Annotated in this window: 24 protein-coding genes and 2 tRNA genes; 22 read left to right on the top strand and 4 right to left on the bottom strand. The window is 59.0% G+C overall.

Annotation, left to right across the window (positions count from 1 at the left end; all coding sequences use genetic code 11):
* Positions 1–2: 2 nt before the first annotated feature.
* Together DBY20_04785 and DBY20_04780 are read right to left on the bottom strand one after the other, a co-directional pair.
* The gene (locus DBY20_04785; protein PWL79190.1) at positions 3–707 is read right to left on the bottom strand and encodes a hypothetical protein; all 705 of its coding nucleotides are present in this window, start codon (positions 705–707) and stop codon (positions 3–5) included.
* A 174-nt stretch (positions 708–881) separates the two neighbouring features.
* Positions 882–1,958 carry a hydrolase Nlp/P60 gene (locus tag DBY20_04780; protein ID PWL79189.1) on the bottom strand — a complete coding sequence of 359 codons (1,077 nt, stop codon included), beginning with the start codon at positions 1,956–1,958 and terminating at the stop codon, positions 882–884.
* Positions 1,959–2,196: 238 nt separating this feature from the next.
* Here DBY20_04780 and DBY20_04775 point away from each other — a divergent pair, with 238 nt between their 5' ends.
* The 11 genes from DBY20_04775 to DBY20_04725 all read left to right on the top strand — a co-directional run bounded on the left by DBY20_04775 (position 2,197) and on the right by DBY20_04725 (position 12,819).
* On the top strand, positions 2,197–2,556 hold the full coding sequence (locus tag DBY20_04775) for a hypothetical protein (protein PWL79188.1): 360 nt from the start codon (positions 2,197–2,199) through the stop codon (positions 2,554–2,556).
* A 49-nt stretch (positions 2,557–2,605) separates the two neighbouring features.
* The gene (locus DBY20_04770; protein ID PWL79187.1) at positions 2,606–4,312 is read left to right on the top strand and encodes a histidine kinase; all 1,707 of its coding nucleotides are present in this window, start codon (positions 2,606–2,608) and stop codon (positions 4,310–4,312) included.
* Between the two features lie 170 nt (positions 4,313–4,482).
* On the top strand, positions 4,483–5,067 hold the full coding sequence (locus DBY20_04765) for an XRE family transcriptional regulator (GenBank protein ID PWL79186.1): 585 nt from the start codon (positions 4,483–4,485) through the stop codon (positions 5,065–5,067).
* A 17-nt stretch (positions 5,068–5,084) separates the two neighbouring features.
* Positions 5,085–6,860, top strand: coding sequence for an acetyl-CoA synthetase (locus DBY20_04760; GenBank protein PWL79185.1), 1,776 nt, complete (start codon positions 5,085–5,087; stop codon positions 6,858–6,860).
* On the top strand, positions 6,860–7,582 hold the full coding sequence (locus tag DBY20_04755; GenBank protein ID PWL79184.1) for a hypothetical protein: 723 nt from the start codon (positions 6,860–6,862) through the stop codon (positions 7,580–7,582). Before DBY20_04760 ends, DBY20_04755 begins: the two co-directional genes overlap by 1 nt.
* A gap of 24 nt (positions 7,583–7,606) precedes the next feature.
* Positions 7,607–7,813 carry a 2-oxoacid:acceptor oxidoreductase gene (locus tag DBY20_04750; protein ID PWL79183.1) on the top strand — a complete coding sequence of 69 codons (207 nt, stop codon included), beginning with the start codon at positions 7,607–7,609 and terminating at the stop codon, positions 7,811–7,813.
* A gap of 4 nt (positions 7,814–7,817) precedes the next feature.
* Entirely contained in the window at positions 7,818–8,882 is a 1,065-nt protein-coding gene (locus DBY20_04745; GenBank protein PWL79182.1) for a 3-methyl-2-oxobutanoate dehydrogenase subunit beta, read from the top strand.
* Between the two features lies 1 nt (position 8,883).
* Positions 8,884–9,717, top strand: a complete 834-nt coding sequence (locus DBY20_04740) for a 2-oxoglutarate oxidoreductase (protein ID PWL79181.1) — start codon at positions 8,884–8,886, stop codon at positions 9,715–9,717.
* Positions 9,717–10,253, top strand: a complete 537-nt coding sequence (locus DBY20_04735) for a 2-oxoacid:ferredoxin oxidoreductase subunit gamma (GenBank protein ID PWL79180.1) — start codon at positions 9,717–9,719, stop codon at positions 10,251–10,253. Before DBY20_04740 ends, DBY20_04735 begins: the two co-directional genes overlap by 1 nt.
* A 127-nt stretch (positions 10,254–10,380) precedes the next feature.
* Positions 10,381–10,965, top strand: a complete 585-nt coding sequence (locus DBY20_04730; GenBank protein PWL79179.1) for a DNA-binding protein — start codon at positions 10,381–10,383, stop codon at positions 10,963–10,965.
* Positions 10,966–11,097: 132 nt separating this feature from the next.
* Positions 11,098–12,819: an AMP-binding protein gene (locus tag DBY20_04725; GenBank protein PWL79423.1), complete on the top strand. Its 1,722-nt coding sequence runs from the start codon at positions 11,098–11,100 to the stop codon at positions 12,817–12,819.
* Between the two features lie 196 nt (positions 12,820–13,015).
* On the opposite strand, the gene DBY20_04720 is transcribed toward DBY20_04725, so the two are convergent.
* Positions 13,016–15,409, bottom strand: a complete 2,394-nt coding sequence (locus DBY20_04720; protein PWL79178.1) for a DNA internalization-related competence protein ComEC/Rec2 — start codon at positions 15,407–15,409, stop codon at positions 13,016–13,018.
* Positions 15,406–16,194 carry a competence protein ComEA gene (locus DBY20_04715; GenBank protein ID PWL79177.1) on the bottom strand — a complete coding sequence of 263 codons (789 nt, stop codon included), beginning with the start codon at positions 16,192–16,194 and terminating at the stop codon, positions 15,406–15,408. The genes DBY20_04720 and DBY20_04715 overlap by 4 nt, the downstream gene beginning before the upstream one ends.
* 108 nt (positions 16,195–16,302) lie before the next feature.
* On the opposite strand from DBY20_04715, the gene DBY20_04710 reads away from it, so the two are divergent.
* The 11 genes from DBY20_04710 to DBY20_04660 all read left to right on the top strand — a co-directional run bounded on the left by DBY20_04710 (position 16,303) and on the right by DBY20_04660 (position 25,823).
* Positions 16,303–16,376: transfer RNA gene (locus DBY20_04710), tRNA-Gln, on the top strand.
* A gap of 14 nt (positions 16,377–16,390) precedes the next feature.
* A tRNA-Glu gene (locus tag DBY20_04705) sits at positions 16,391–16,467 on the top strand.
* 52 nt (positions 16,468–16,519) lie between these two features.
* Positions 16,520–17,476 carry a DNA polymerase III subunit delta gene (gene holA / locus DBY20_04700; GenBank protein PWL79176.1) on the top strand — a complete coding sequence of 319 codons (957 nt, stop codon included), beginning with the start codon at positions 16,520–16,522 and terminating at the stop codon, positions 17,474–17,476.
* Positions 17,477–17,583: 107 nt separating this feature from the next.
* Entirely contained in the window at positions 17,584–17,850 is a 267-nt protein-coding gene (locus DBY20_04695) for a 30S ribosomal protein S20 (GenBank protein PWL79175.1), read from the top strand.
* 91 nt (positions 17,851–17,941) lie between these two features.
* Positions 17,942–19,744, top strand: coding sequence for an elongation factor 4 (locus DBY20_04690; protein PWL79174.1), 1,803 nt, complete (start codon positions 17,942–17,944; stop codon positions 19,742–19,744).
* A gap of 55 nt (positions 19,745–19,799) precedes the next feature.
* Positions 19,800–20,771, top strand: coding sequence for a tRNA dihydrouridine synthase DusB (locus DBY20_04685; GenBank protein ID PWL79422.1), 972 nt, complete (start codon positions 19,800–19,802; stop codon positions 20,769–20,771).
* A complete protein-coding gene (locus tag DBY20_04680; GenBank protein ID PWL79173.1) occupies positions 20,768–22,108 on the top strand; it encodes a coproporphyrinogen III oxidase in 1,341 nt (446 codons plus the stop codon). The genes DBY20_04685 and DBY20_04680 overlap by 4 nt, the downstream gene beginning before the upstream one ends.
* A gap of 104 nt (positions 22,109–22,212) precedes the next feature.
* Positions 22,213–23,319 carry a molecular chaperone DnaJ gene (dnaJ, locus tag DBY20_04675; GenBank protein PWL79172.1) on the top strand — a complete coding sequence of 369 codons (1,107 nt, stop codon included), beginning with the start codon at positions 22,213–22,215 and terminating at the stop codon, positions 23,317–23,319.
* Positions 23,320–23,337: 18 nt separating this feature from the next.
* Complete coding sequence (locus tag DBY20_04670) at positions 23,338–24,255, top strand: homoserine O-succinyltransferase (protein PWL79171.1); 918 nt, start codon at positions 23,338–23,340, stop codon at positions 24,253–24,255.
* 140 nt (positions 24,256–24,395) lie between these two features.
* Positions 24,396–24,935: a rubrerythrin family protein gene (locus DBY20_04665; GenBank protein ID PWL79170.1), complete on the top strand. Its 540-nt coding sequence runs from the start codon at positions 24,396–24,398 to the stop codon at positions 24,933–24,935.
* Between the two features lie 69 nt (positions 24,936–25,004).
* Positions 25,005–25,823, top strand: a complete 819-nt coding sequence (locus tag DBY20_04660) for an rRNA methyltransferase (protein PWL79169.1) — start codon at positions 25,005–25,007, stop codon at positions 25,821–25,823.
* The last annotated feature ends 5 nt before the right edge of the window (positions 25,824–25,828 follow it).

The raw sequence follows: 25,828 nt of genomic DNA, 5'->3' as shown, positions 1-25,828 counted from the left end.
GCTTACTGGATGACCCAAGCGCGTGTAAGGCCTGCCACGACACGTGGCTGGCTCGAGCCCCGGCACTCCCCGTTCCACGATTCGGCAAGGGGGATGCGTGACCCGGCCTTGTAGTTGGCGGGATCGGCGCAGAAGAAGGTGTCGGTCTCCTCGTCGTAGTCCGTCAGAAGAATGGCGTGGGGGACGTTCGGGTCGTATGCGGCGATGCCTTCGGGATGCTCATCGAGGAGCTCACGCAACGCATCGGAGGTACCTGCGACATCGATGACGCCGATATCGTAGCCAGCTGTCTCGAAGTTCCATTTGACACCGGCGGAACACCAGCCATCGGCAGTGACCGAGTCAAGGCCAAGATCTTGCCAATCCGACCTACCATCAAGGAAGGCGGCGCGGCGTACCATCATCGCAACAGATGTGATGGTGCAACGTCCCGATCCGTTTTGTGCGAAATAGAAATCCTCGGCACGAGACTCATCGACGAATGCCTCGCGTTTGGCGCTGCTGAGAGCGTCGGAAAACGCTGCCTCGATGGTCTCCGTGAGAGCCGGGGATTCTCCGGCGACAAGCTTCGTGAGCTTTTGGGAGAAGATGGTCGCCTCGTCTGCATGGGCAGTGGGGGCAAGACAAAGGGTAGCACCCAGAGCGAGTGCGATGCTCAGGAGAAGCGCTGCCAATGCGACACAAGCGCGAGATATGGAGCGTGACATAATCATCCTTCGGCGTGCATGTTCGTAGTTCGATTACCGAATCACCCGAATTGGACGGGTTGCTGCCGTATGTTACTGGTTCATGGGGCGATGCACGCGTTTTTCGCATGCACGACACATCATCTGAACGTTTTCTTAACAGCTTCTTCTCGAAACCTTCACATTAGCGAAGTTCTAGAAGCGCAGTGCGCATACCCAATTTCCGCCGCTACCGTAGCTTACGACGGCTCCCGTATGCGGCGCGTGAATGTAGTTGGTGCCGCCGGTGGAGATAGCGACATGGCCCGGACGCCAGAGGATGTCACCGGGCGCGGCATCGCGTGGATTGAGACGCGCGCGAGCTGCGGCGTACTGCGACCTGTCATAGTGGGGTAGGCTGATGCCAATTTGGCGATAGCACCACATGGTGAGGCCAGAACAGTCAAAGGTGTTGGGTCCCGACGCACCCCAGACGTAGGGGCATCCCAGGCGTGATGCCGCATAGTCGACGACCGATCCATGCGAGGGGATGCTCGAGCCAGAGCTATATCCACCACCCGATGAAGATGATGACGAGGAAGAAGGGCTCGACATGGAGGGCGTGTAAGCGGCGGATGCTGCTGCCTGGCGGCGGGACTCCGCCTCGCGTTCCTGTGCGATGAGCTGCTGGTATTCGGAGCTGAGGCTATTGTACTCGGCCTGGTAGGCAGCTTCCTGGGCTTCGATGGAAGCCTTCAGGTCGGCCTGTGTGTCAAGCTCGGCCTGTGCGGTTTGCTCGTTGGCATCGAGTTCGGCCTTGGCGGCATCGAGCTGCGCCTTCGTTGCCTTGGCATCGTCCACGAGCGAAGCGTCCTCGGCATTGAGCTGGTCGAGCATATCCCAGGTGCTCGCGAAGTCATCGAAGGAGTTCGAACCCATGAGGACGTCCAGATACGAAGTGGCCCCCTCGCGATACATGGCAGTCGCCCTGTTGCCGAGACGGCCTTGTAGGGAGGATATCTTCGCGTTTGCCTCATCGATCTTCACTTGGCATTCGGCGACCTTCGCTGCGGCGGCATCGTATGCGTCCTGTGCGGCGTTGAACTGCGCGACGGTTTGCTCAAGCTGCGATGTCATCGAGTCGAGGCGGGCCTTTGCCGCTTGAACCTCGGCACGCTTTTCGGCGCTCGTGACGGCATGTGCCGAGGGGGTGGCGATAAGGCTTGCGAGCCCGGCTACGCCACCGGCAATGGCGGCGCCGAGGAATGATCTGCGGTTCAATGATTCTTCCATGTTTTTCACCCAACGTTTCGATTAGTGATGTGCGTTCGTCTGCTGAGGTTCGTATTTAAACAGCAACTCATGGGCCTCACAAGGTTTCGGGGCATTCCAGACAATTTCACCATGATTCACGATTGCGGAGGCGCTGGCGCGAGTTTCCCACCCGCTTGTCATAGCATGAGGGGCATGCCGACGAAGCGCCGCGCTGTTGGTATAGAATGAAAGACGCAAAGAAGAATCGCCCCATCGCATGAACGTAGGTGAGAAGATGGATATTGCCAAGCTCCAGGATGCCGGTATCGATTACGAGGACGGGCTTCGTCGCTGTGCTGGTAATGACACGCTCTACGAGCGCCTGCTTGGAATGTTTGCTCAGGATACCAACTACGCCGAGTCCCTCGAGGCCTTCGAGAAACAAGATTGGGACGGCCTCTTCTCGCATATGCACGAGATTAAGGGCATGAGCAGCAACCTCTCCATGACCGAGGTCTACGCGGATGCCGCAGAGATCGTCGCCTTGCTGCGTGCTCAGGATTACGATGCGATTGCTCCGGTTATCGATAGGCTCAGAAAGTCCTATGCCCTTGTGATCGAGGCCATCGGAGCCTGATTCGTCATGAAATCATCGCCCGTGCGGTTCGTGTTGGGACGGAGTGGCCGTGTACGATAAGACTATTCTTATTGCAGACAACTCGATAATCAATCGTATACAAATGGGTGGAATCCTCGCTTCCGAGTACAACATTCTCGAAGCGGACAACGGTCGCGATGCCCTCGACATCATGTGCGAACGCGGTGAGCAGGGCATTGACGTTGTGTTGCTTGATTTGCACATGCCCGGACAAACCGGCTTTGACGTGCTCGCCGAGAAGCAGGCGAATCCCGCCATTGCGGATATTCCCGTTATCGTCATCACGGCAGACAGCGTGACTGCCGCCGAGATACATGCACTTGATGCCGGTGCCTCGGACTTCCTCACTAAGCCCATCGAACCCGAAATCATGCGGCGCCGCATTCACCTTGTCATCAACGCGCGCGAGCTCGAGGAGCAGCGTGTGCGTGTGCGCATGCTCGAGGAGGCGGCTTGGATTACCGACCATGACGATCTGACGGGCCTCTACACGCGAAAGGCCTTCTTGCGGGAGATGCAGGACATGATCGCCGTTCATTCGGAGAAGAGGTATCTGCTCGTCGTCTGGGATTTCGAGAACTTCAAGACCTTCAACGAGCTATTCGGCACCGCTCTGGGCGACAGGATGCTTGTTGCGGCGGCGCATTGCATGAACAGGCTCTTTGCCAATGGCGGCGTCTATGGACGTCTGGGAAATGACAACTTCGCCTTTTGCCTCGAAGAGGGCGAAGCCGATGTCGAAGTCATTATCGAAAGCATCGCCGATGAAATCAGTTCCCTCCTTGCGCAAAGCAACATCGACTTCACGCCCTCGCTTGTTGCCGGCGTCAACCGTATCGAGGATAACGGCGTCGAGGCCAGCGTCATGCTCGATCATGCCATGATGGCGCGCGACACGGTCAAGAGGGATTATGATCGTCATATCGCCTACTACAATTCCGAGCTCACCGAGCGCATGCTCGAAGAACAGGACATCCTCAACAACATGGAGCATGCGCTCGAGAACGGCGAGTTCCATGTCCAGCTTCAGCCCGTCTACGATGTCGCGACAAATCTTCCCGTTAGCGCCGAGGCTCTCGTGCGTTGGCATCGTCCGGGGCATGGCATCGTCTCGCCTGGCATTTTCGTCCCGCTTTTCGAGGAGAACGGCTTCATTTCGAAGATGGACCACAACATCTGGGAGCAGGTCTGCCAGATTCTCGCGAGCCGTCGGGACAGGGGGCTTCCCGAGATTCCCATTTCGGTGAATCTCTCCAGGCGCAGCATCTTCAACGCGTCGCTCTTCGATGAGATCGTCGCCCTTGTCGAGAAATACGATGTTGACCCGAAGCTGTTTCGCATCGAGGTCACGGAGTCGTCATATACCGAGACCGTTGACCTGATCATTTCGATGGTCAAACGGCTGCAAGATTACGGCTTCACCGTCCTCATGGACGATTTCGGCAGCGGGTATTCGTCGTTCAATGCCTTTAGTGACATTCCCGTCAACATACTTAAGGCTGATATGGTCTTCATGCAAAACCTCGAGCGCAATTCGCGCGTTGCGAGCATATTCACTTCCATTGTGAACATGGCCCATGGTCTTGGGATTCCCGTCATTGCAGAAGGCGTGGAGACAGAAGAGCAATACGACTTCCTTCGTTCCGTTGGATGCGACTATGCCCAGGGATACTTCTGCGCTCGCCCCATGGACCCCGAGACCTTCGAGGACCATGTTAACGAGCGGCTTTCGTGAGTTTACCGCCGAGCGCACAACAGCATGCATAGTTCCCCGTTGCGGAAAAGAACGCAGAGCGTCGTTTTGGTGTAGTTCCAAAAAATAATGCGTCAATCGGAATTTTTTCTTGCATACCCCTCATGAAGGTGTATAAAAGTGACCATTACATTCAGAAAGGGAGGAACGCCATGAATCCGAACATCAAGGAAATAAGCAACCGGATTCGCTCGATGCGCGAGGATCTCGATCTGTCGCTCCAGGAAATGGCCGAGGCCACGGGGCGCACGGTTGCCGAGTACGCGGCGCAGGAGTCCGGCGAGGAGGACCTTTCCTTCACCTTCCTATACAAGTGCGCGAACATCTTCGGCGTTGACGTCATCGAGCTTCTCACCGGCGAATCCCCGCATCTGCGCGGCTATTCGCTCGTACGTGCCGGCGAGGGCCTCTCGATCAAGCGCCATGCCGGGTTCGAGTACCTGCACAAGGCACCACATCTCGGCAACAAGCTTGCCGAGCCCTTCCTCGTCACGATTCCCTATGTCGAGGAGGACCAGGACAAGCCCATTCATCTTTCCTATCATAAGGGGCAGGAGCTAGATTACATTATCTCGGGCCACCTTCGGTTTTCGTATGAGGGTCATACCGAAGATTGCGGCCCAGGTGACGTACTCATGTACGACTCGGCGCGAGGTCACGGACTTCTCGCCCTCGATGGCGAGCCGGTCGTACTCTTGGCTGTAGTAATAGAGCCATCTGACAAACAGGTAATCTAGCATTATGAGAAGGAACCATGAGAAACATAAACCTACGCTACGTAGAGGAGACCTACGCAAAAGATAAGACCCTCCAGTCTTTTTCGCTTCACTATCCCGACACCTTCAACTTTGGTTATGACATCGTCGATGATATAGCCATAAACGATTCCGCTCGCCGTGCCATGATCTGGTGCAACCCAGAAGGCGAGGAACACGTCTTCACCTTTGCGGACATGAAAACGTGGTCTGACAAAACGGCAAATTTCCTCAAATCGCTCGGCATTGGCAAGGGCGATATGGTCATGGTCATCGTTCGTCGTCACTACCAGTTCTGGTTCATCGCAACGGCACTCGCCAAGCTTGGTGCCGTCATGGTGCCGGCCACCTTCATGCTCAAGGAGCATGACCTCGAGTATCGTCTCAATAACTCGGAGGCAAAGGCCGTTATCGCGACTTCGGTGGGGGACATCGCCGACATCATCGATAACGTGCGCGAGAGCTGCCCGAGCGTCGAGTCACTCATTCTCGTCAATGGCGCCGGTGGGGGAACGACGAAGTTCACCGAGGAAGGCGAGCTCGACGTCGAGGAAGGTGCGCTCGTCGGCGGCGTGCTCAGTGGCCCCGAGGGTATCTGTGCTGCACCTATCGACCGCGAGGGCTGGATCGACTTCAATACCGGCGTGCGCAACGCGCCGCAAGACTTCGAGCGCGTGCAGACGAACGTCTACGATCCCATGCTCATGTACTTCTCGAGTGGCACGTCGGGCAATCCCAAGATGGTCCTGCACAATTCGACCTACGCGCTCGGGCATATCCCGACCGCAAAGCATTGGCATAACGTGCGGCCCGACGGCATTCACTTCACGATTGCCGACACGGGCTGGGGCAAGGCCGTGTGGGGCAAGTACTATGGCCAGTGGATCATGGAGGCGTGCGTCTTCACATATGACTTCGACCGTTTCCATCCAGCCGAAATCCTCGATCTCATAGACAAGTACCAGATCACCACGCTGTGCTGTCCGCCCACGATGTACCGCCTGATGATGCAGGAGGACTTCGAGCGCTTCGACCTTTCCTCGCTCGAGTACTCCACCACGGCGGGCGAGGCGCTCAATCCCGACCTCTTCGACTTTTGGAAGGCCAATACCGGCCTCACCATCTTCGAGGGCTTTGGCCAGACCGAGACACCGCTTACCTGCGCGAACCTTACCCATTCGGTTCCGCGTCCCGGCTCGATGGGCAAACCAAACCCGCTCTACGAGCTCGAGATAAAGCGCGATGACGGCAGTCGCTGTGACGTTGGCGAGACGGGCGAGATCTGCATCAAGATGGACCCACGTCCCGAAGGCATCATGATGGAGTACTATCGCAACCCGGAGAAGACCGACGATGCCATATATGACGGCTGGTATCACACGGGCGATATGTGCTGGAGCGATGAGGATGGCTTCTTCTGGTACGTTGGTCGTAACGACGACGTCATCAAGTCGAGTGGCTATCGCATCGGCCCCTTCGAAATCGAGAGTGTGCTCCTGGAACATGACGCAGTTCGTGAGTGTGCCGTCACGGGTGTCCCCGATCCGGTTCGTGGCAAGGCCGTGAAGGCGACCGTCGTTCTGGCCGATGGCTACGAGCCCTCCGATGCGCTCACGACCGAGCTGCAGCGCTGGGTGAAGCGCCGCACCGCGCCATATAAGTTCCCGCGTATCGTCGCCTACGTCGACGAACTTCCCAAAACCGTCAACGGCAAGATCCGCCGCGCCGCGATTCGCGATAATGACGAGAACGAGAACAAGGACGGCCTGGTGTGATGTCGCATATGCTGGCATCGCTCGAGTCTGCCCTCGCGCCCATCACGATCGTTGCGGGTCATTACGGCGCGGGCAAGACCAACTTCTCCGTCAATCTCGCGCTTGACCTTGTCGAAGTGGGACGCGAGGTGACGCTTGTGGACCTCGATATCGTCAATCCGTACTTTCGTGCGAGCGAGCAGCGTGCTCTGCTCGAAAGCGCTGGCGTGTGTCTCGTCGCTCCCGTCTTCTCCGAAGCCGGGACAAGTCTCGACGTGCCGAGCCTCACGGGTGCCATCATGCCTACACTTGAGGATGCGAGCGAGGAACATCTCGTCATCGTCGACTTGGGTGGAGACGATGTGGGGGCAGGTTCGCTGGCCCGCTTCTCGACGGCCGTGCGCAGGCAGGACCATGCGGTGCTCTACGTGCTCAACCGCCACCGTAACCTCATGGCAGACCCGCACGATGCGGTCGATAATCTGCGCGAGATCGAGGCGGCGACGCATCTGCAGGTGACGGGCCTCATTGACAACGCACACCTCAAGGACGAGACGGACCTTGATGCTCTGATGGATGCCGATGCCTATGCCCAGACGGTAAGCGAGCTCTGCGACTTGCCGCTCGTGGCAAAAACCATCCCCGAATCGCTCGTTGAAGATGGTAAAGAGGCATTTGCGGGAACCAAGCTTGCCTCGTTGGTCTATCCTATACGTCTATATGTCAGGAACCCCTGGGAATAATCGGGTCGAGAAAGGAGCTTACACATGGCGAAAATGATCGTTGACGATGCATTTTGCAAGGGCTGTGGCCTCTGCGTCGATGCATGTCCCGTGCACATCGTCGAGCTCGACCAGGACAAGATAACGGACAAGGGCTACCATCCGGCGCATTGCATCGATATGGATAGGTGTACGGGATGTTGCTCGTGCGCACTCATGTGCCCCGATGTCGCGATTACGGTCTGGAGGTAGCACGATGTCAGAGAAAGTGCTCATGAAGGGAAACGAGGTCTTGGCAGAAAGCGCCATGCGCGCTGGCTGCAAGCACTTCTTCGGGTATCCCATTACGCCGCAGACGGAGCTGTCCGCCTACATGTCCAAGCACATGCCCAAGATCGGCGGCACCTTCCTGCAGGCCGAGAGTGAGGTCGCGGCCATTAACATGGTCTATGGCGCTGCTGCCGCAGGCGCACGCGCGATGACCTCCTCGTCGTCGCCCGGCATCTCGCTCAAGAGCGAGGGCGTTTCCTACATTGCCGGTGCCGATCTTCCTGCCGTCATCATCAACGTCATGCGTGGTGGTCCGGGTCTCGGTTCCATCCAGCCCTCCCAGTCCGATTACTGGCAGGCTACCAAGGCACTCGGCCATGGCGATTTCCAGATGGTCGTCTACGCACCCTCGACCGTGCAGGAGATGGCCGATTACACCTATAAGGCCTTCGATATCGCCGACGAGTACCGCATGCCCGTCATGATTTTGGCCGACGGCCTGCTTGGCCAGATGATGGAGCCGGTCGAGCTGCGTGATCCCATCGAGAAACTTCCCGAGCGCCCCTGGGCCTGCACGGGACACAACAACGAGCGCGAGCACAACGTCGCGAACTCGCTCTACCTCACGGCCGAGGATCTCGACCGCATCAACCATGAGCGTTTCGAGCGCTATGAGCTCATCAAGGAACGCGAGCAGATTTCGGAAGAGTTCCTCTGCGATGACGCCGACATCATCGTCGTCGCTTTCGGCGCGGCGGCGCGTATTGCGCGTAACGCCGTGCGAGCCGCTCGCGAGCAAGGCATCAAGGCGGGTCTTTTCCGTCCCGTGACGCTTTGGCCGTTCCCGGTCGATGCGCTCGAGAAGACCGTCAGCCATGCCAAGGGCTACCTCACGGTCGAGATGAACATGGGCCAGATGGTCGAGGACGTGCGTCTCGTCGTTGCCGGTCGCGCCCCCGTCGAGTTCTATGGTCGTACGGGTGGCGTTATCCCGACGCCTGATGAGGTGCTCGATGCCATTGTCGCCTTCGATCAGAAAGTGGGTGAGTAGCATGGCGGAAAAAGAGGAGAAGATCGTCTTCGAGCGTCCCAATGCGCTGTTGCCTGTCGTTACCAACTTCTGTCCGGGTTGCACCCACGGCATCGTGCATCGCCTTGTCGCCGAGACCATCGACGAGCTCGGCATCGAGGGCAAGACCGTTGGCGTGACGCCCGTCGGCTGCTCGGTCATGGGCTACAACTTCTTCGGCTGCGATATGGCCGAGGCCGCCCATGGACGTGCTCCCGCGGTGGCAACGGGCATCAAGCGCGTGCTGCCGGATAACGTCGTCTTCGCCTACCAGGGCGATGGTGACCTTGCGTCCATCGGCACGGCCGAGACGGTGCATGCCGCAACGCGCGGTGAGAACATCACCATCATCTTCATCAACAACGCGATCTACGGCATGACCGGCGGCCAGATGGCTCCGACGAGCCTGCCGCACCAGGTCACGCAGACCTCGCCTTACGGACGCGACACTTCGAGCGCAGGCTACCCCGTGCGCATCTGCGAGATGCTCGCCACGCTCGACGGGCCTGCGTATCTGGAGCGTGTCGCCGTGGATACGCCGGCAAACGTGCGCAAGGCCAAGAAGGCCATCAAGAAGGCATTCCAGAACCAGGTGGACGGTGTGGGCTATTCGCTCATCGAGGTCGTTTCGACCTGCCCGACCAACTGGGGTATGACGCCGCAGGATTCCTTCACGTGGATGCGCGAGAACATGCTGCCGTATTATCCGCTCGGCGTGTATCGTGACGTGCTGGCAGAGGGCTACGAGAGCGTTGCCGCTGCTGCAGCCGAGCGCGCCAAGGACAGCAAGATCGTCGCAGAGGGAGGTGCGCAGTGATGAATCAGGAAATGCGTTTCATCCTCTCCGGCTTTGGTGGACAGGGTCTGCTCTTCGGCGGCAAGGTCATTGCGTATGCGGGCCTCATCGAGGATCGTCAGGTTTCGTGGCTGCCCTCGTACGGTCCCGAGATGCGAGGCGGAACCGCGAACTGCTCGGTGACGCTTGCCGACGAGCCCATTGGCTCGCCGCTCATCACCAATCCCACGGCGGTCATCGCCATGAACCAGCCATCGGTCGACAAGTTTGAGGATGCCATCGTGCCCGGCGGCATCATGGTCATCGACAGCGCACTCACCAATAACGGTCCGTCGCGTGGCGACATCACCTCGTTCATGATTCCCGCGACCTCGGCTGCCGAGGAAGAGGGGCTCAAGGGCCTCGCTAATATCGTATGCGTGGGCAAGCTCTGGGCCGAGACGCAGTTCTGCCAGCGCGAGACGCTCGATGCGGCTATCCGCAAGGCCGTCCCCGCACGCAAGGTCGAGATGGTCGATAAAAACCTAGCCGCACTTGAGCTTGGCATAGCTATGTAATGAGCCCGACATGGTCTATTGTGGACGGCTCCTCAATATGGGGAGCCGTTCTTGGATATACATGGTACTGTATGGGATTTACTCGCTTGGATGGCGAGTGAAGGATAGCAAGGATAAGGAGAAAGGCATGAGCGAAGAAGTAAACAACAAGCTGGGAACCAAAATCACGACCCTGCGCGAGGCGCATCACCTTACGCAGCAGGATCTGGCAGACCGCTGCCAGTGCGACATCGAGACCATCGTTGGCCTCGAGAACGGCGAGCTCCCCCCTTCGCTAGCGCCCCTTATCAAGATCACGCGCGCTCTTGGCGTGCGCCTCGGCACGCTCATGGACGACGACGAGGCTTTGGGACCCCTGTACATCTCGTCCGAGCAAATGGAGGAGGTTACGCGCCTCAAGAGTCTCGAGACGAATAACGATGCGGGTGACCTGTCCTACTTCAGCCTGGCTACCGGCAAACCATCGCGTCACATCGATCCCTTCATCATCACCGTCGATCCTTCTGGCGAGACGAGCCACAAGCTCGTCGGTCATGAGGGCGAGGAATGGCTCTATGGCATGGAGGGCGAGATCGAGATCGAGTATGGCAAGGAGCTTTTCGTATTGCATCCCGGTGAGTCCATCTACTACGACTCCATCGTTCCGCATGAGGTTCGTGCCCATGATGGCCAGAAGGCGAAGTTTCTCGCCGTCGTGTACACGCCGGTTTAGAAGGGGGCGCTGCTGACAATGACAAAGGTTATGGAGGAATCTCCCGCCTACATGGCAACGGATCACCTCGTCACGGAAAACGGGTGGACCCAGGAGGAGATTGACTTTCGCCTCGAGCGTGCAGAGGAGATCATGCATCCGTCTGCGCGCGAGGATGGTAGCGTTCCGCAGTTTGGCGATCAGGACTACCCGCTGCTCTCCGAGATGACGCTCGGCGATTACCTGCGCTTCCAGACCGCGATCGATCCCGATCATGAGTTCATGGTCTATCCCGATCGCGCCTTGCGCTGGACCTATGCGGAGTTCAACGATAGGACCGACCGCCTTGCCCGCGGCATGCTCTACATCGGCATGCGTCCGGGCGACCATCTGGGCGTCTGGGCTCGCAATATCCCCGACTGGGTCACCTTCATGTACGCCTGTGCCAAGATCGGCGTCGTCATGGTTACGATGAATCCGGTCTTCAAGTCCAACGAGCTCGATTACGTACTCAAGCAAAGCGATATGAAGGCGCTGTGCATCATCGACCAGTATCGCGACATCGATTACAAGGGAATCATTCGCGACCTCGTGCCGGAATCCCTCACGCAGCAGCGTGGCTATCTCAACACCGAGGAATATCCCTTCCTCAAGAACCTCATTTACATGGGGCCCGAGAAGCATCGCGGTTTCTACAATGTGCCCGAGCTGCTCCTGCTTGGCGAATACGTCGATGCCGAGGAGCTCGTGAAGGTCACCCAGTCCTTCGATAACAACGACTGCTGCATGATGCAGTACACGAGCGGCACGACGGGCTTTCCCAAGGGCGTCATGCTCACGCATCGCAACATCCTCAACGACGGATTCTTCATCGGCGAGGGCATGAAGCTCACGCCCAACGATCGCGTGTGCCTGCCGGTGCCGTACTTCCACTGCTTTGGCTGCGTGCTCGGCATCATGGCCATCCTCACGCATCGCTGCACCATCGTGGGCATCGAGGATTTTGACGCCGAGATGGTCCTGCGCGGCATTGACCGCGAGAAGGCAACCGCGGTGTATGGCGTCCCCACCATGTACATCGCCGAGCTCAACCATCCCGATTTCGAGAAATACGACATGTCGAGCCTGCGCACCGGCATCATGGCCGGCTCGCCTTGCCCTCCCGCGACCATGCAGGAGGTCATCGACAAGATGAACATGCACGACATCACCATCTGCTACGGGCTCACCGAGACGAGCCCGGTGTTCACGCAGACGAGCGTCGATGACGATGTCGAGCACAAGTGCACGACGGTGGGCCGCAAGCACCCGCCGGTATCGGTCAAGGTTGCCGACGTCAACACGGGCGAGCCTCTGGGCCCGGGTCAGCACGGCGAGCTGTGCTGCCGCGGCTACAACGTCATGAAGGGCTACTACAAGATGCCCGAGGAGACGGCCAAGGCCATCGACGAGGAAGGCTACCTGCACTCCGGTGACATGGGTACCATCGACGAGGAGGGCTACTTCCGCGTCACGGGCCGCATCAAGGACATGATCATCCGCGGCGGCGAGAACATCTATCCGCTTGAGGTCGAGAACTTCCTGCTCACGATGCCCGGCGTGCTCGACGCGCAGGTCGTGGGCTGTCCCGACGAGAAGTACGGCGAGGTCGTGACCGCCTTCATCCGCACGCGCGAAGGCTACGAGGACATGACGCAGGAGGACGTGCGCGAGTACGCGATCCCGCGCATCGCGCGTTTCAAGGTGCCCAAGTTCGTGTTCTTCGTCGACGAGTTCCCCATGAACCCGGCCAACAAGATCCAGAAGTTCAAGCTGCGCGAGATGGCCAAGGAGCTCACCGGCCGCACGGACCAAGAGGTCTTTGACGAGGAATAGCGTTTGGGGCGCGTTATTCGCTTCGAGTTGACGAGGAATAGCGTTTGGGGCACGCGCGATGTACCCCAAACGAACATTCCTGCCGCTTTCTGACGAAAAGCAACCGTTTGGGGCACGTTTCATGTGCCCCAAACGGAATGCTTCGTCACGCCGTAGAGGCACGCATGGATTTGGGAGTCATTGGCATCTTCATTATTTATCGCTCCGGTGTCACGTGCATTCCCGTGTCGGAGAAGCCAACACTGATGGCGCCTTGCTTGTCGGTGCGGTAGATGCGCGCTCCGTGGTCTTCGAGCATCTTCACGGTTTCGGTGCTGGGATGTCCGTATTTGTTATTGGCTCCTACGCTGATGAGTGCGATCTCGGGGGAAAGCTCCGCGAGCTGTTCGTCTGTCAGGCCACCCTTGCTGCCGTGGTGGGCGACTTTAAGAAAGTCGATATCGCCTACCTGCGATACGACGCGCTCCAGCGCCTCGCTTTCGGCATCGCCTGTGAGCAGCCCACGTGCGTCGGCATTGCCATCACCGTCCGCATCGAACTCGAGCAATCCGACAAGGCTGTCCTCGTTCTCGCTTGTTCCGCCATCTTGTGGCGCAATGATGCTGAGGGAAAACTGTCCAGCCCGTAAGGTGGTACCAGGGCGCACGCCCTCGCCTTCGCGTCCGCTCGTCACCCAACGTGCGGATTCGAGAACCTTCTCCATGAAAGCCTGGTCGATCAAGTCTGCATGCACGTACACGTGATCGACCACGACGACACCAGCGAGCTTCTTGAGCGCTCCGGCATGGTCGGCGTCCTTGTGACTGATGATGACGGCATCGAGGTGCGTGACGCCCTGCTCGGCAAGTTCGCGCAGGAGCACATCTCCTTGTTCGCCCGTATCCACGAGGATGTTAGCTGCCTTGCTCTGGATAAGGATGCTATCACCTTGTCCCACGTCGAGCATTACCATGCGTGCATCTGACGCTTGCCATGGTCTTGCCGACTGCCCAAAACCCAGAAGGAGAACGAGCGCGATGGGCACTATGAAGGCGCTGCATGTCTTGAGAAGCTTGTTGCGCGATAGGGGAGGGCTCTGCCTTCCTTCGGAATCTACGCTACGTTGAGGAAGTGGCCAAAATACCCACAGCGCGATGAACAGAATGCAGAACAAGGCTGCAATCGCGTGCGTAGCGCTCGAAAGGGGAAGGCAGGCAAGCGGCATATCGGCAAGCATGCGCACGAGCGTGGCGCAGCATGATGCAAAGGTCGCCGCGATTTGCAGCAACAGGAATCCAAGAGGAGCGAAGACGCTGCCGATGACGAGCGCGATGATACCGAGACAGAGCATGCCGGTGACAAGAGGCGCTGCGAGCAGGTTGGCTACAGGTGATATGAGCGGCAACTGCGCGAATTGCGTTACGGTCATCGGGAGCGTGGCAGACGATGCGACGATGGTCGCCGCCACTGATGAGACGAGACTCGGGGGAAGCCGCGGTAGTGCATGCCCGAGCCAGCAATCGGCAAGTCTGGCGAAGATGATGAGTCCGAGCACCGAGAGTACGGAGAGTTGGAATCCGAGGGAGAAGGCTATGGGCGGGGAGAGGCCAAGGAAGACAAGCATGCACAGAGACAGTGCACTCAGTGCCGAAGCACGCGTCTTGAGTGCCCCCAGGACAAGGGCAACCGAGCACATCGTGGCGGCACGCAAGGCTGACGGAGCAAAGCCTGTAATCGCCGCGTAGATAATGAGGCCAATGATAAGCACGGCGCTACGAACCTTGCGTCGCAGGGAGCTTCTCGCAAGCAATGCGGAAAGCAACATCGTCACGATGGCAAGGTGCGTACCCGAGACGGCCATGAGATGTGCAAGCCCCGTTGTCTGGAATGCTTGCTCAAGCTCGGACCCGGCATAGAGCGTTCGGTTTCCGAGCAAAACGCCGGCAAGCAGACCCGCTGCATCGCCTTCAATCGAGGCAACACGCGCGAAGGAGTCGTCACGAAACGAAGTCACGAATCCGCGCAAGCCCGGAGAATATCCAAGCTCTTCGACGTGTGATGCGCGAAGCATACCCGCAAAGCCGTTGCGATGATTCCATCGGCCGCCATCGTCAAGTTTGGGCGATGATATGCTGCCCGTGACGGCGATACGATGTCCCGCAGAGAGCGGCTCGGCACCTTCGGGCCAGATGAGTCGCACGCTGATGCTGCCGGCATTACAGCTTATGCGCGCTGTCGAGATGGTGCCGTAATCCCTGACAGCTGGATCTCCCGTCAAGTCAAGCTCGAGTGTCGGAGTTTGTTCAAAAAGGGTAGGGAGATGCTCGACGTCTTTTGCCCATCCGCCCCACCAGAAAAGCCCGCATATACATACGCTTGTGAAGGCGATGCAGACAACCGCGAATCCATGATGCTTGATGCCAATGACGATCGTGCCGATGACAAGCAGGGCAATAAGGCACATAAGAAGAGCTGCCGCCACGCATGCGTCTGCATAGAGCTGCCAGCATAACTCCTCCGAGAGACAAACTGCAATCCAGGCTGAGAGAGCGGCAAGTAGGAGAGGCGGCAACGATGGACGTGAGGGAAGGCCCCTCTCATGGGAGTTCATACGCAGATCTTGTCCTTGAGGTTTTCGAAGCGGGTCTCGCCAATGCCCGAGACTTCCTTGAGGTCCTCGATTGAGGAGAAGCGTCCCTTCGACTCGCGATAGTCGATGATACGTCCCGAGAGGGCAGGCCCCACGCCCGAGAGCTTCTGTAGCTCTTCGGCGTTCGCCGTGTTGATATTGATCTTCCCGTTTTGCTTCGATGATGGCGTCGTAGCTATAGAGGTGGCATTCGTTGCACCCTGCGCCTCTTCGATGGTGGGGACGAAGATTTGCTCGCCATCGGAGAGTTTCTGCGCGAGGTTGGTTGCTCCTGGCTGAGCATTTGCGGCAAATCCGCCCGCTGCCTCTATAGCCTCGCCTACACGCGAATCAGCTGCAAGCGTATAGAGTCCGGGTGCGTTGACGGCACCCTCGACGTCGATCACGATGTCGACTTGCGTAGAAGCTGATTGCTGCGCGTTTACGTCCGATGTCTGCTGCTCTTGGTTTGCCGTCGCTATATAATCCGCATTTGCCCGAGGCCAGAACTGCCAGATACCGACAAGTACGAGTACGAGCCCGATGATGAGGATGCCTGCAAGAACGGGACGAGGGAGCTCGGCCAGCCCCGCCTGCCTTAGGAGAGAATGGGCTCTGAGCTTTGCTTCCTCGGTATTCATGGCGCCTCCATCATGTTTGCATTGCATGCGTGATGGTAGACGTGGGGCATCCGAGCAAACCACCCTGAGAATCTGAACAAAACCGGACCATATTCGGGGAGAATTCGGACTTGACAGGCATGCCATGATGCCGTCAGGCCAATACCGCAAAATTAATCGAGTCTTTCGCTTGACGTGGCCTGCGCGATTCCGTAATATGCAATCTCGCGCCACACAGGGTTCGGCACTTGTTACTGGGGTGTCGTCTAATGGTAGGACAGCGGATTCTGGTTCCGTCAGTGAGGGTTCGACTCCTTCCACCCCAGCCAATGGCGCATGAAATGGCCCGTTCGTCTAGCGGTTTAGGACGCCGCCCTCTCAAGGCGGAGATCACCGGTTCGAATCCGGTACGGGCTGCCAAGGATGACCGAAGGCCGGGTTTCCCGGCCTTCTTGTTTAGGGGATGTCGTCGATGGCAGACAACGATTTTCTTCCCGTATACCTCATTGTCGGCGCTGACGAGCTCAAGCGCGAGTTTGTCTTCGGTCGTCTTAACGAGCGCATGGCAAAGCTCGGCGACCTTGACTTCAACAAGGATGTCTTCGACGGCGGCGCCCTCACGCCTGATGAGATCACGGGAGCCTGCAACACCTTGCCGTTCATGAGCGAGAAGCGCCTTGTGGTCATTCAGGGTGCCGAGCGTCTCAAGAAGGCGGCGTCAGAGGCCATCGTCTCGTATCTCGAGAATCCCAATGACACGACCGTCCTCGCGCTCATCGCAGAGAAGCTCGCCAAGAACACGCGTCTGTACAAGGCGATTGCCAAGGTCGACAAGAAGGCCGTTATCGATTGCACGCCGCGTAGCGCCCGCGAGCTTCCCCAGCAGGTGCAGCAGTTCGCGCAGAGCAAGGGCGTGACGATTACGCGCCAGGCGGCCGAGGAGCTCATCTCGCTCGTAGGCGAGTCGACCGTCCATCTGGATGGCGAGCTCACGAAGATGGCCATTGCCCTTGGACGCGGGGCACTCATCGATTTGCCCGAGGTTCAAGCCCATGTCGCACGTGTGGCCGAGCCCAAACCATGGCATCTGAGCGACGCGCTTTCGGCACGTGACGCGAAGAAGTGCGCGGTGCTTCTTACGCGTATGAACGCACAGTCCCCCTTTGGCTTGCTTACCATGTGCGTCAACAGGATCCGTGACCTGCTTATCGCAAAGGACTTGCAGGGACAGGGCACGGGTGCTCTTGCATCTGCGCTTAGCAAACCCGATTGGCAGGTCAAGAACTACGCACGCTGGGCTGACGGCTTTTCGCAGGCCGAACTCGAGAAGGCGCTCATCAGCGCCGCAGCGTGCGATCAGGCCATGAAGACAGGGGCGGATAAAGACGCTGTCTTCGAGCGTTGGGTTTTGGACGTCTGCGTGGCCTGAGTTTCAGAATCGATGCGTGACATGACGCGCAACTGTGATATTATCTCGTAGTTTCGTCGCACCCCACTGCGAGAGACAATGGGTTTCATCGAAAGGAAAAGCCGGAAATGGCGAATATCAAAAGTCAGAAGAAGCGTATCAAGACCAACGAAAAGGCCCGTCTGCGCAATCGCGCTGCCAAGGCCGAGATGAAGACCGCCGTGCGCCGCGTGCGCGAGGCTGTCGAGGCCGGCGACAAGGCTCTCGCGACCGAGACTGCCAAGAAGGCCTGCCGCCTGTTTGACAAGGCCGTCAGCAAGGGCATCATCCACAAGAACCAGGCCGCCAATCGCAAGAGCGGCGTCATGGCCTTGGCCAACAGCCTCGACAAGTAGCTTTAGGACTTTTTGGGCTTCTTGAGGAGGCCGCCCTCGCAATGGGCGGTCTCCTTTTTCACGTTGACGTTCCTGCGTTAGAATGGGCTTCATGGATCGCTCGCACATCAGAAACTTCTCGATCATCGCGCATATCGACCACGGCAAGTCGACCATCGCCGATCGCATCCTCGAGATGACGAACACGGTCGCGTCACGTGACATGGTCGAGCAGGTGCTCGACTCGATGGATATCGAGCGTGAGCGTGGCATCACCATCAAGTCGCAGGCCGTTTGCGTGTTCTACGAGGCCGATAACGGCGAGACCTATCAGTTCAATCTCATCGACACGCCGGGCCACGTCGATTTCACGTACGAAGTATCGCGTTCGTTGGCCGCATGCGAGGGCGCTGTGCTCGTCGTCGATTCAACGCAGGGCGTCGAGGCGCAGACAGTTGCCAACGCATTGCTTGCCATGAATGCGGACCTCGAGATCATCCCCGTTATCAACAAGGTCGATCTTCCGGCCGCAGATCCCGAGCGCGTGCGCGCCGAGATCGAGGAGGGCCTTGCGATTCCTGCCGACGATGCAATACTGACCTCGGGCAAGTCGGGTATTGGCGTGCATGACCTGCTCGAGGCTATCGTGGAGCGCATCCCCGCACCGCAAGGTGATGCAGACGCCCCACTCAAGGCGCTCATCTTCGATTCGTACTTCGATGCCTACCGTGGCGTCGTCGCGCTCATCCGCGTTGTCGATGGCTCCATCAAGGCACGTCAGAAGATTCGCTTCATGGCGACGAAGAACGAGTGCGAAGTCGAGGAAGTGGGCGTGCGTCGTCCGGCAGAGACTCCCGTCGACGAGCTCAAGGTCGGCGAGGTTGGCTATCTTGTCACGGGTCTCAAGGATCCGCGCATGGTCAAGGTCGGCGATACGGTCACGCTTGCCAAAAACGGCGCTGACGAGCCCTTGCCTGGATACCGTGACGTCAAGCCGATGGTCTACACGGGTCTCTTTCCCATCGATGCCGATCAGTATCCGGCTCTGCGTGACGCGCTCGACAAGCTCGCGCTCAACGATCCGGCGCTTGTCTACGAGCCCGAGACGAGCCAGGCGCTCGGCTTCGGCTTTCGCGTCGGCTTTTTGGGTCTGCTGCACATGGAGGTCGTCAAGGAGCGCCTCGAGCGCGAGTTCGGCCTTGACCTCATCGCAACGGCGCCTTCGGTCGAGTACCATGCCTACCTCACCGATGGCGAGGAGGTGACCGTGCACTCTCCGCAGGATATGCCCGATCCGTCATCGATCGAGCGCATCGAGGAGCCGTACGTCAAGGCCGACATCATCATCCCGCCTGATTACATCGGCGCGGTCATGGAGCTCTCGACCGAGCGTCGCGGCAACTTCATCGACATGCAGTACCTCTCGACGACCACCGTCGAGCTCAAGTTCGAGATGCCGCTCTCCGAGCTCATCATGGACTATTTCGATTCGCTCAAGAGCCGTACCAAGGGTTATGCCTCGCTCGATTACGACGTGTGCGGCTACCAGGCGAGCAACCTCGTCAAGCTCGAGATCTTGCTCGCGGGCAATCCGGTTGACGCGCTCTCGGCTATCGTGCACAAAGACGCCGCCTACACGCGTGGCAAGGCCCTGTGCGAGAAGCTCAAGGAGATCATCCCGCAGCAGCTCTTCGAAGTGCCCATACAGGCTGCCGTGGGCAGTCGCATCCTGGCACGCCAGACGGTGCGTGCGCGTCGCAAGGACGTGCTCGCCAAGTGCTATGGTGGCGACATCACGCGCAAACGCAAGCTGCTCGAGAAGCAGAAGGCGGGCAAGAAGCGCATGAAGAACATCGGCAACGTCGAGGTGCCTCAGGAGGCCTTCATGGTCATCCTCTCCGTTGACGACGAGTAAGCTCCTCGTGACGCAAATCGAAACATACCTTGCGACGCCCTTGTGGCTTGCGCCCATGGCCGGCGTGACCGATCGGGCCTTTCGCACCCTCTGCATACGCTATGGAGCGGGTTTGACGTTTTCCGAGATGGTGAGCGCCAAGGGCCTCGAGTACAACGGCGTCAAGACCTTCGCCCTGACCGATCCGGCCGAGGAAGAGGCTGTGCTCGCCGTGCAGCTGTTCGGTTCGGAGCCCGATTGCATGGCGCGTCAGGCCGCACGCGTTGCCGAGCGTCTGGGCGATAGGCTCGCGCTCATCGACGTGAACATGGGATGTCCCGTACGCAAGGTCGTGCGACGCGGGGAGGGCTCGGCCCTCATGCAGACCCCCGAGCTGGCGGCCGATATCATACGCAGCATCGTCGATGCCGTTGACGTGCCCGTCACCGCCAAGTTCAGAAGCGGCTGGACGAACGAGGAGAAGAACGCCGTCGACTTCGCCAAGCGTTTAGAGCAGGCGGGCGTCTCGCTTGTGAGCGTGCATGGGCGCAGCGCGCGCCAGATGTATCGCGGCGATGCGGATTGGGATGTGATAGCGCAGGTCAAGGAGGCAGTCGATATTCCCGTCGCGGGCAGCGGTGACGTGTTTTCCCATGACGATGCCCGCCGCATGCGCGAACAGTGCGGTGTGGATGCCGTGCACGTGGCACGTGGCGCGCGCGGCAACCCGTGGATCTTTACGGGACACGAACCGTCGCATGCCGAGCGCGTCGCCGCCATGCACGAGCATTTCGAGCTCTACCTCCATTATGCCGACCCGCTCAAGGCGCGTGACGAGCGTCCCTCGACGAGTGACGAGGCCATACCCGCCCCTCTCGATGCGCCTGCCCCGTACCTGAGTCCGCTGCGCGCGCAGCTTGCCTGGTACGTGCATGGTCTGCCGTCTGCCGCCGCGTTGCGTCGCACTCTCAGCGAGGCGCGAAGCATCGCCGATTTCGAGCGCATCTTCGACGAGGCAGGCAAGCTCGCGGAGGGTGAGCCTCGATGATCGAAGCCCTCTATCTGCACACGCCCTTCTGCGTTTCGCGCTGTGCGTACTGTGACTTTGCGACGAACGCTTGCGCGGACGAGCAACGCATGGATGCGTATGTGGAAGCGCTGTGCCTGCAATTGCGTCGTGCGGCAAAGGCGGGGTTGCTCGGCCAGGTCAAGACGATCTATATCGGCGGCGGCACCCCCACGCATCTTGGCAGCAGGCGTCTCAATACGCTCGTATACACGCTTTCGCTTTCGGTCAATCTCGAGAATGTCGTCGAGTTCACCTGCGAGGTCAACCCCGAATCCATTGACGAGCGCATGGTGGCAGACCTCTTCTCGCTCGGTGTCAACCGCTTCAGCATCGGTGCGCAAAGCTTCGACGATGCGGTTCTCGCGGCCTACGGTCGCATTCACGACGCCGCTGCAATCGATGCGGCTCTCGCCGCCGTTCGCACCCGCACCAACAACATCTCCCTCGACCTCATCTGCGGAGGTCCAGGCCAGAGCATGGAATCATGGACGCAGGATTTGCGCCACGCAATCGATGCCGACGTGCCGCACATCAGTATCTATCCCCTTACTCTCGAGGATGGTACGCCACTGACGCGTCGCGTCGAGGCGGGGGAGTGCGAAGTCGCCGACGAGGACACGCAGACCGACATGATGCTCGAAGCCGAGCATATGCTCACAGCTGCGGGGTTCGAACGCTACGAAGTCGCCTCCTACGCCAAGCCAGGCTCCCCCTCCCACCACAACACGGCGTATTGGACGGGTGCTGAGTACCTGGGGCTAGGTGCGGGTGCTTCGAGCATGCTGTCGGCCGAAACTGCCGAACGGGTGATTGACGCAGGACTGTTCGACATGCCCGACGATGGGGATGACCGATGGATGCACAAAGCGAGTTCCGCACGAGCCGAAAGCGCCAGTGGCGCTTTCGTGCGAGCTCAGGACTGTCCGAGCGACTGCGCCATCGGTCATCCCATAACGGATGATCCGAGCGCCTGCGCCCCCACCCAGCCTTGTGATGCAGATTTCGCCCGTATCCGTATCGCCGCATCATCCGATGATATCGCGTTTGCCGAATCGCTCGGATGTCCTCGTGCCGAAATCGAGTTACTCAGCGCCCGCGAATCCGCCGTCGAAGACCTCATGCTCGGCATGCGCAGGAGCATCGGCGTCGCGCGTGAGCGGGTGCTGGCCGTCGAGGGCGCGCTCGCCGTCTTCGAACGTCTCGAAGCTCTCGGGCTCGTGCGCGAGCGGGGTGCTCGCTTCGTTCCCACGCAGCGTGGGTGGCTGCTTGGAAACGAGGTCTACGGTGCGATTTGGTCGCTGGCTGGCGACAGGTAAACGCTCACGTGTAGCTTGGTGACGAAACGCTTACGGTTCACGCCGTCTCCTGTCTGGTATCCCAAAATACTCGCAGTCCATTTGAGTGCGGGGAGTTATTGCGCATGGCGTATGAGTACTACGAGATTCTTGGCGTTTCGCGCGAGGTCAGCGTAACGGAGATAAAGAAGGCGTTCCGACGCAAGGCCCGCGAGCTGCATCCGGATGTCAACAAGGCGCCTGATGCCGAAGAGCGCTTCAAGGAGCTCAACGAGGCATACGACGTTCTTTCAGACCCCAAGAAGAAGTCGCTGTACGATCGCTATGGCACGCCCGAGGCAGCACAAGGCTTCGGTGGCTATCAGGCCGTCGACATGAGCGACATATTCGGTGGCATGGGTGATATCTTCAGCTCCTTCTTCGGCGGTATGGGCGGACGTGGCGCTCAGCAGATCAGGCGCGATGGCCGCGACATGGGCATTGGCCTGCGTCTTACACTTGAGGAAGTCGCTCGCGGTGCCAAGAAGGACATCGTCTATGACCGTCTCGCGACGTGCGAGGAGTGCGGCGGCAGCGGAGCAGCCGAGGATGGCCATGAGGTCGAGTGCCCCACGTGTCACGGCTCTGGCCATGTCGTGAGCGTGCAGCATACCTTCCTCGGCGATATGCAGACGGCCGTCACCTGCCCGGATTGCGGTGGCGCGGGGCGTACCATCGACAAGCCCTGCCCCGAATGCCAAGGCCAGGGACGTGTTCCCGACCGCGAGCACCTCACGATCGAGATTCCTCTCGGCATACACGATGGCCAGCAGATTCGTGTCCAGGATCGCGGCGAGGCTGGCATGCAAGGTGCACCGGCTGGCGATCTGATCGCAACGGTTCGCATTGATCCGCACGAATACTTCGAGCGCGATGGTGACAATCTCCACACGCGCGCAAACATCACCGTCGTCCAGGCCATGGTCGGCGCAGATATCACCGTCTGTGGCATTCTCGAAGACGAAGAAGTCCCCGTGCACATTCCGGAGGGCTGCCAGCCAGGGCAGACCCTGCGTATCAAGGGCTATGGCCTCCCGATGTTCCGTCGCAACAACAAGCGCGGTGACCTGCTCGTGCACGTGACGGTCGTCGTTCCGCGCAAGCTCTCGCGCAAGGCGAAGAAGACCGCCGAGGAACTCGGCAAGGAGATTGGCGATGAGGTCTCCAAGGAACGTGCCCCACTCATTCAATAACGCCTGAAGAAGAATCTCATGCCTATCAAGATTCCCAATGCCCTTCCCGCAACCGAGGTTTTGGAAGGCGAGAACATTTTCGTCATGACCGAGACCCGCGCCATGACGCAGGACATACGTTCGCTTCATGTCCTCTTGCTCAATCTCATGCCCGACAAAGTAAAGACCGAGACGCAGATTGCGCGCGTGCTCTCTAATTCGCCTCTGCAAGTGGAGCTCGAGCTCATGCATACGAAGAGCCATGCGGCAGCAAACACGTCACCAGACCACATGCTCGCTTTCTACAAGACCTTCGACGAGATACGCGGACGCAAGTTCGATGGCATGATTATCACGGGCGCCCCCGTCGAGGACCTCGATTTCGAGGATGTCGACTACTGGGATGAGCTTTGCGAGATTATGGAATGGAGCAAGGAACACGTCACGAGCACGTTCCACATCTGCTGGGGTGCGCAAGCTGCGCTCTATTACCATTACGGCATTCCCAAGTACCAGCTCGAGCAGCGCGTGCATGGCGTTTTCGAGCATACGGTCGATCGCAAGTCATCGATGCTCCTGCGTGGCGCTGACGACACGTTCTGGGCACCGCATTCCCGCAATACCGAAAACCGTCTCGAAGACATCAAGGCGGTGCCCGAGTTGCGCGTCATCGCGACTTCGCGCGAGGTTGGCCCCTATGCGCTCATGACCGACAACGGCGCGCAGGTCTTCATCATGGGACATCCCGAATACGATGGTCGCACGCTGGGGGAGGAATACCGACGTGATCTTGATGCCGGCAAGAATCCGGCCCTGCCTGCGCACTATTATCCGCACGATGATGTGACCGAGCTGCCCATCAAACGCTGGCGCGCGCATGCCAATCTGCTCTACAGCAATTGGCTCAATTACTACGTCTACCAGACCACGCCCTACGACTTCATCACATTGGGTTAGAGACGCGGCATCGGTCGTGTCCTGTTTGAACAGAATATGATATTCCGCAAGAAATAAAACAATCACTCCACCTTTCAGACGGGAAATGCGTATACTTAGCAGCACATTGCACGGCCAATCCAAAAGGAAAGAGGATTACCATGGATTTGAAGGGCAGCCAGACTGAAATCAACCTGCAGACTGCTTTTGCGGGTGAGTCCCAGGCTCACACCAAGTACGAGTACTACGCCAGCCAGGCGAAGAAGGACGGCTACGAGCAGATCGCGGCCCTGTTCCTCGAGACCTCGCACAACGAGAAGGAGCATGCCAAGATTTGGTTCAAGTATCTCCATGGTGGCGAGATGCCCGAGACGCTTGCCAATCTCGAGGATGCCGCCGCAGGCGAGAACTACGAGTGGACCGACATGTACGCTGGCTTCGCCAAGACCGCTCGTGAGGAGGGCTTCGAGGAGATCGCCCTGCGTTTCGAGATGGTTGGTGCCATCGAGAAGCAGCACGAGGAGCGCTATCGCAAGCTCATCGAGAACATCGAGGACGGTCTGGTCTTCAGCCGCGACGGCGATGCCATCTGGATCTGCCGTAACTGCGGCCATATCGTCATCGGCAAGAACGCTCCCGAGATCTGCCCGGTGTGCTCGCATCCCAAGGCTTTCTTCGAGCTTCGCGCTGAGAACTACTAGTAGCTCGGCTGCACGCAACGCTAACGGGCCATCGGGGTTTCCCGGTGGCCCGTCTTCATTTGTGATGCTATGAAACTTGTCGAAATCACATCATTGGACCAGGGCGAGCTGGATGTGTACGCACGTCTTACCGAGGCTCAGCTACGTAACAGGCTTGAGCCAGAAAAGGGCATCTTCATCGCTGAGTCGCCCAAGGTCATAGTGCGTGCGCTCGATGCCGGCATGCAGCCACTCTCGCTGCTCATGGATCGCTCGCATCTTGATGACTGCGCCGAACTCATCGCGGCTTGTGGCGATATTCCCGTCTACACGGGTCCTGCCGAGGTGCTTGAGTCCCTTACGGGCTTCAGGCTGACGCGCGGTGTGCTCTGCGCCATGCGGCGTCCCCAGCTGCCCGAGGTCGAAGAATTGCTTGCACATGCCAAGCGTGTGGCCGTGCTCGAGGGTATCGTCGATCATACGAACGTGGGTGCCATCTTTCGTTCGGCGGCTGCGCTCGAGGTCGATGCGGTCCTCGTGACGCCGACTTGCTGCGATCCACTCTATCGTCGAGCAGTGCGCGTGTCGATGGGCACGGTCTTCCAGATTCCGTGGACGCGCATCGGGGACGTGGCAGGTGATTGGCCGCAAGCGGGCATGGAACGCTTGCATAAACTTGGGTTCAAGACGGCTGCCTTCGCTTTGAGCGATGAGTCAGTGCCTCTCGACGATGCGGCGCTTAACGCCGAGGGGAAGCTCGCGATGATATTCGGGACCGAAGGTGATGGGCTAGCTCCCGCGACGATCGCGCGCTGCGATTACACGGTGCGTATCCCGATGGCGCATGGCGTCGACTCGCTCAACGTCGCCGCCGCAAGCGCCGTCGCGTTCTGGCAACTCTGCAGGTAGGGAAG

This window comes from Coriobacteriia bacterium (assembly GCA_003149935.1).
Classification (GTDB): domain Bacteria; phylum Actinomycetota; class Coriobacteriia; order Coriobacteriales; family QAMH01; genus QAMH01.
Note: the sequence above shows the minus strand (reverse complement) of the source record. Positions and strands in the feature narration are given on the sequence as shown.

What these genes read in the sequence shown, in the direction of transcription:
- DBY20_04695 (PWL79175.1), top strand. Translation starts at nt 17,584, where the DNA reads ATGGCGAATATCAAAAGTCAGAAGAAGCGTATCAAGACCAACGAAAAG.
- DBY20_04725 (PWL79423.1), top strand. Translation starts at nt 11,098, where the DNA reads ATGCATCCGTCTGCGCGCGAGGATGGTAGCGTTCCGCAGTTTGGCGAT.
- DBY20_04720 (PWL79178.1), bottom strand. Translation starts at nt 15,409, where the DNA reads ATGAACTCCCATGAGAGGGGCCTTCCCTCACGTCCATCGTTGCCGCCT.
- DBY20_04785 (PWL79190.1), bottom strand. Translation starts at nt 707, where the DNA reads ATGTCACGCTCCATATCTCGCGCTTGTGTCGCATTGGCAGCGCTTCTC.
- DBY20_04740 (PWL79181.1), top strand. Translation starts at nt 8,884, where the DNA reads ATGGCGGAAAAAGAGGAGAAGATCGTCTTCGAGCGTCCCAATGCGCTG.
- DBY20_04750 (PWL79183.1), top strand. Translation starts at nt 7,607, where the DNA reads ATGGCGAAAATGATCGTTGACGATGCATTTTGCAAGGGCTGTGGCCTC.
- dnaJ (PWL79172.1), top strand. Translation starts at nt 22,213, where the DNA reads ATGGCGTATGAGTACTACGAGATTCTTGGCGTTTCGCGCGAGGTCAGC.
- DBY20_04780 (PWL79189.1), bottom strand. Translation starts at nt 1,958, where the DNA reads ATGGAAGAATCATTGAACCGCAGATCATTCCTCGGCGCCGCCATTGCC.
- DBY20_04685 (PWL79422.1), top strand. Translation starts at nt 19,800, where the DNA reads ATGGCCGGCGTGACCGATCGGGCCTTTCGCACCCTCTGCATACGCTAT.
- holA (PWL79176.1), top strand. Translation starts at nt 16,520, where the DNA reads ATGGCAGACAACGATTTTCTTCCCGTATACCTCATTGTCGGCGCTGAC.
- DBY20_04660 (PWL79169.1), top strand. Translation starts at nt 25,005, where the DNA reads ATGAAACTTGTCGAAATCACATCATTGGACCAGGGCGAGCTGGATGTG.
- DBY20_04745 (PWL79182.1), top strand. Translation starts at nt 7,818, where the DNA reads ATGTCAGAGAAAGTGCTCATGAAGGGAAACGAGGTCTTGGCAGAAAGC.
- DBY20_04665 (PWL79170.1), top strand. Translation starts at nt 24,396, where the DNA reads ATGGATTTGAAGGGCAGCCAGACTGAAATCAACCTGCAGACTGCTTTT.
- DBY20_04765 (PWL79186.1), top strand. Translation starts at nt 4,483, where the DNA reads ATGAATCCGAACATCAAGGAAATAAGCAACCGGATTCGCTCGATGCGC.
- DBY20_04760 (PWL79185.1), top strand. Translation starts at nt 5,085, where the DNA reads ATGAGAAACATAAACCTACGCTACGTAGAGGAGACCTACGCAAAAGAT.
- DBY20_04690 (PWL79174.1), top strand. Translation starts at nt 17,942, where the DNA reads ATGGATCGCTCGCACATCAGAAACTTCTCGATCATCGCGCATATCGAC.
- DBY20_04730 (PWL79179.1), top strand. Translation starts at nt 10,381, where the DNA reads ATGAGCGAAGAAGTAAACAACAAGCTGGGAACCAAAATCACGACCCTG.
- DBY20_04680 (PWL79173.1), top strand. Translation starts at nt 20,768, where the DNA reads ATGATCGAAGCCCTCTATCTGCACACGCCCTTCTGCGTTTCGCGCTGT.
- DBY20_04775 (PWL79188.1), top strand. Translation starts at nt 2,197, where the DNA reads ATGAACGTAGGTGAGAAGATGGATATTGCCAAGCTCCAGGATGCCGGT.
- DBY20_04670 (PWL79171.1), top strand. Translation starts at nt 23,338, where the DNA reads ATGCCTATCAAGATTCCCAATGCCCTTCCCGCAACCGAGGTTTTGGAA.
- DBY20_04735 (PWL79180.1), top strand. Translation starts at nt 9,717, where the DNA reads ATGAATCAGGAAATGCGTTTCATCCTCTCCGGCTTTGGTGGACAGGGT.
- DBY20_04755 (PWL79184.1), top strand. Translation starts at nt 6,860, where the DNA reads ATGTCGCATATGCTGGCATCGCTCGAGTCTGCCCTCGCGCCCATCACG.
- DBY20_04715 (PWL79177.1), bottom strand. Translation starts at nt 16,194, where the DNA reads ATGGCATGCCTGTCAAGTCCGAATTCTCCCCGAATATGGTCCGGTTTT.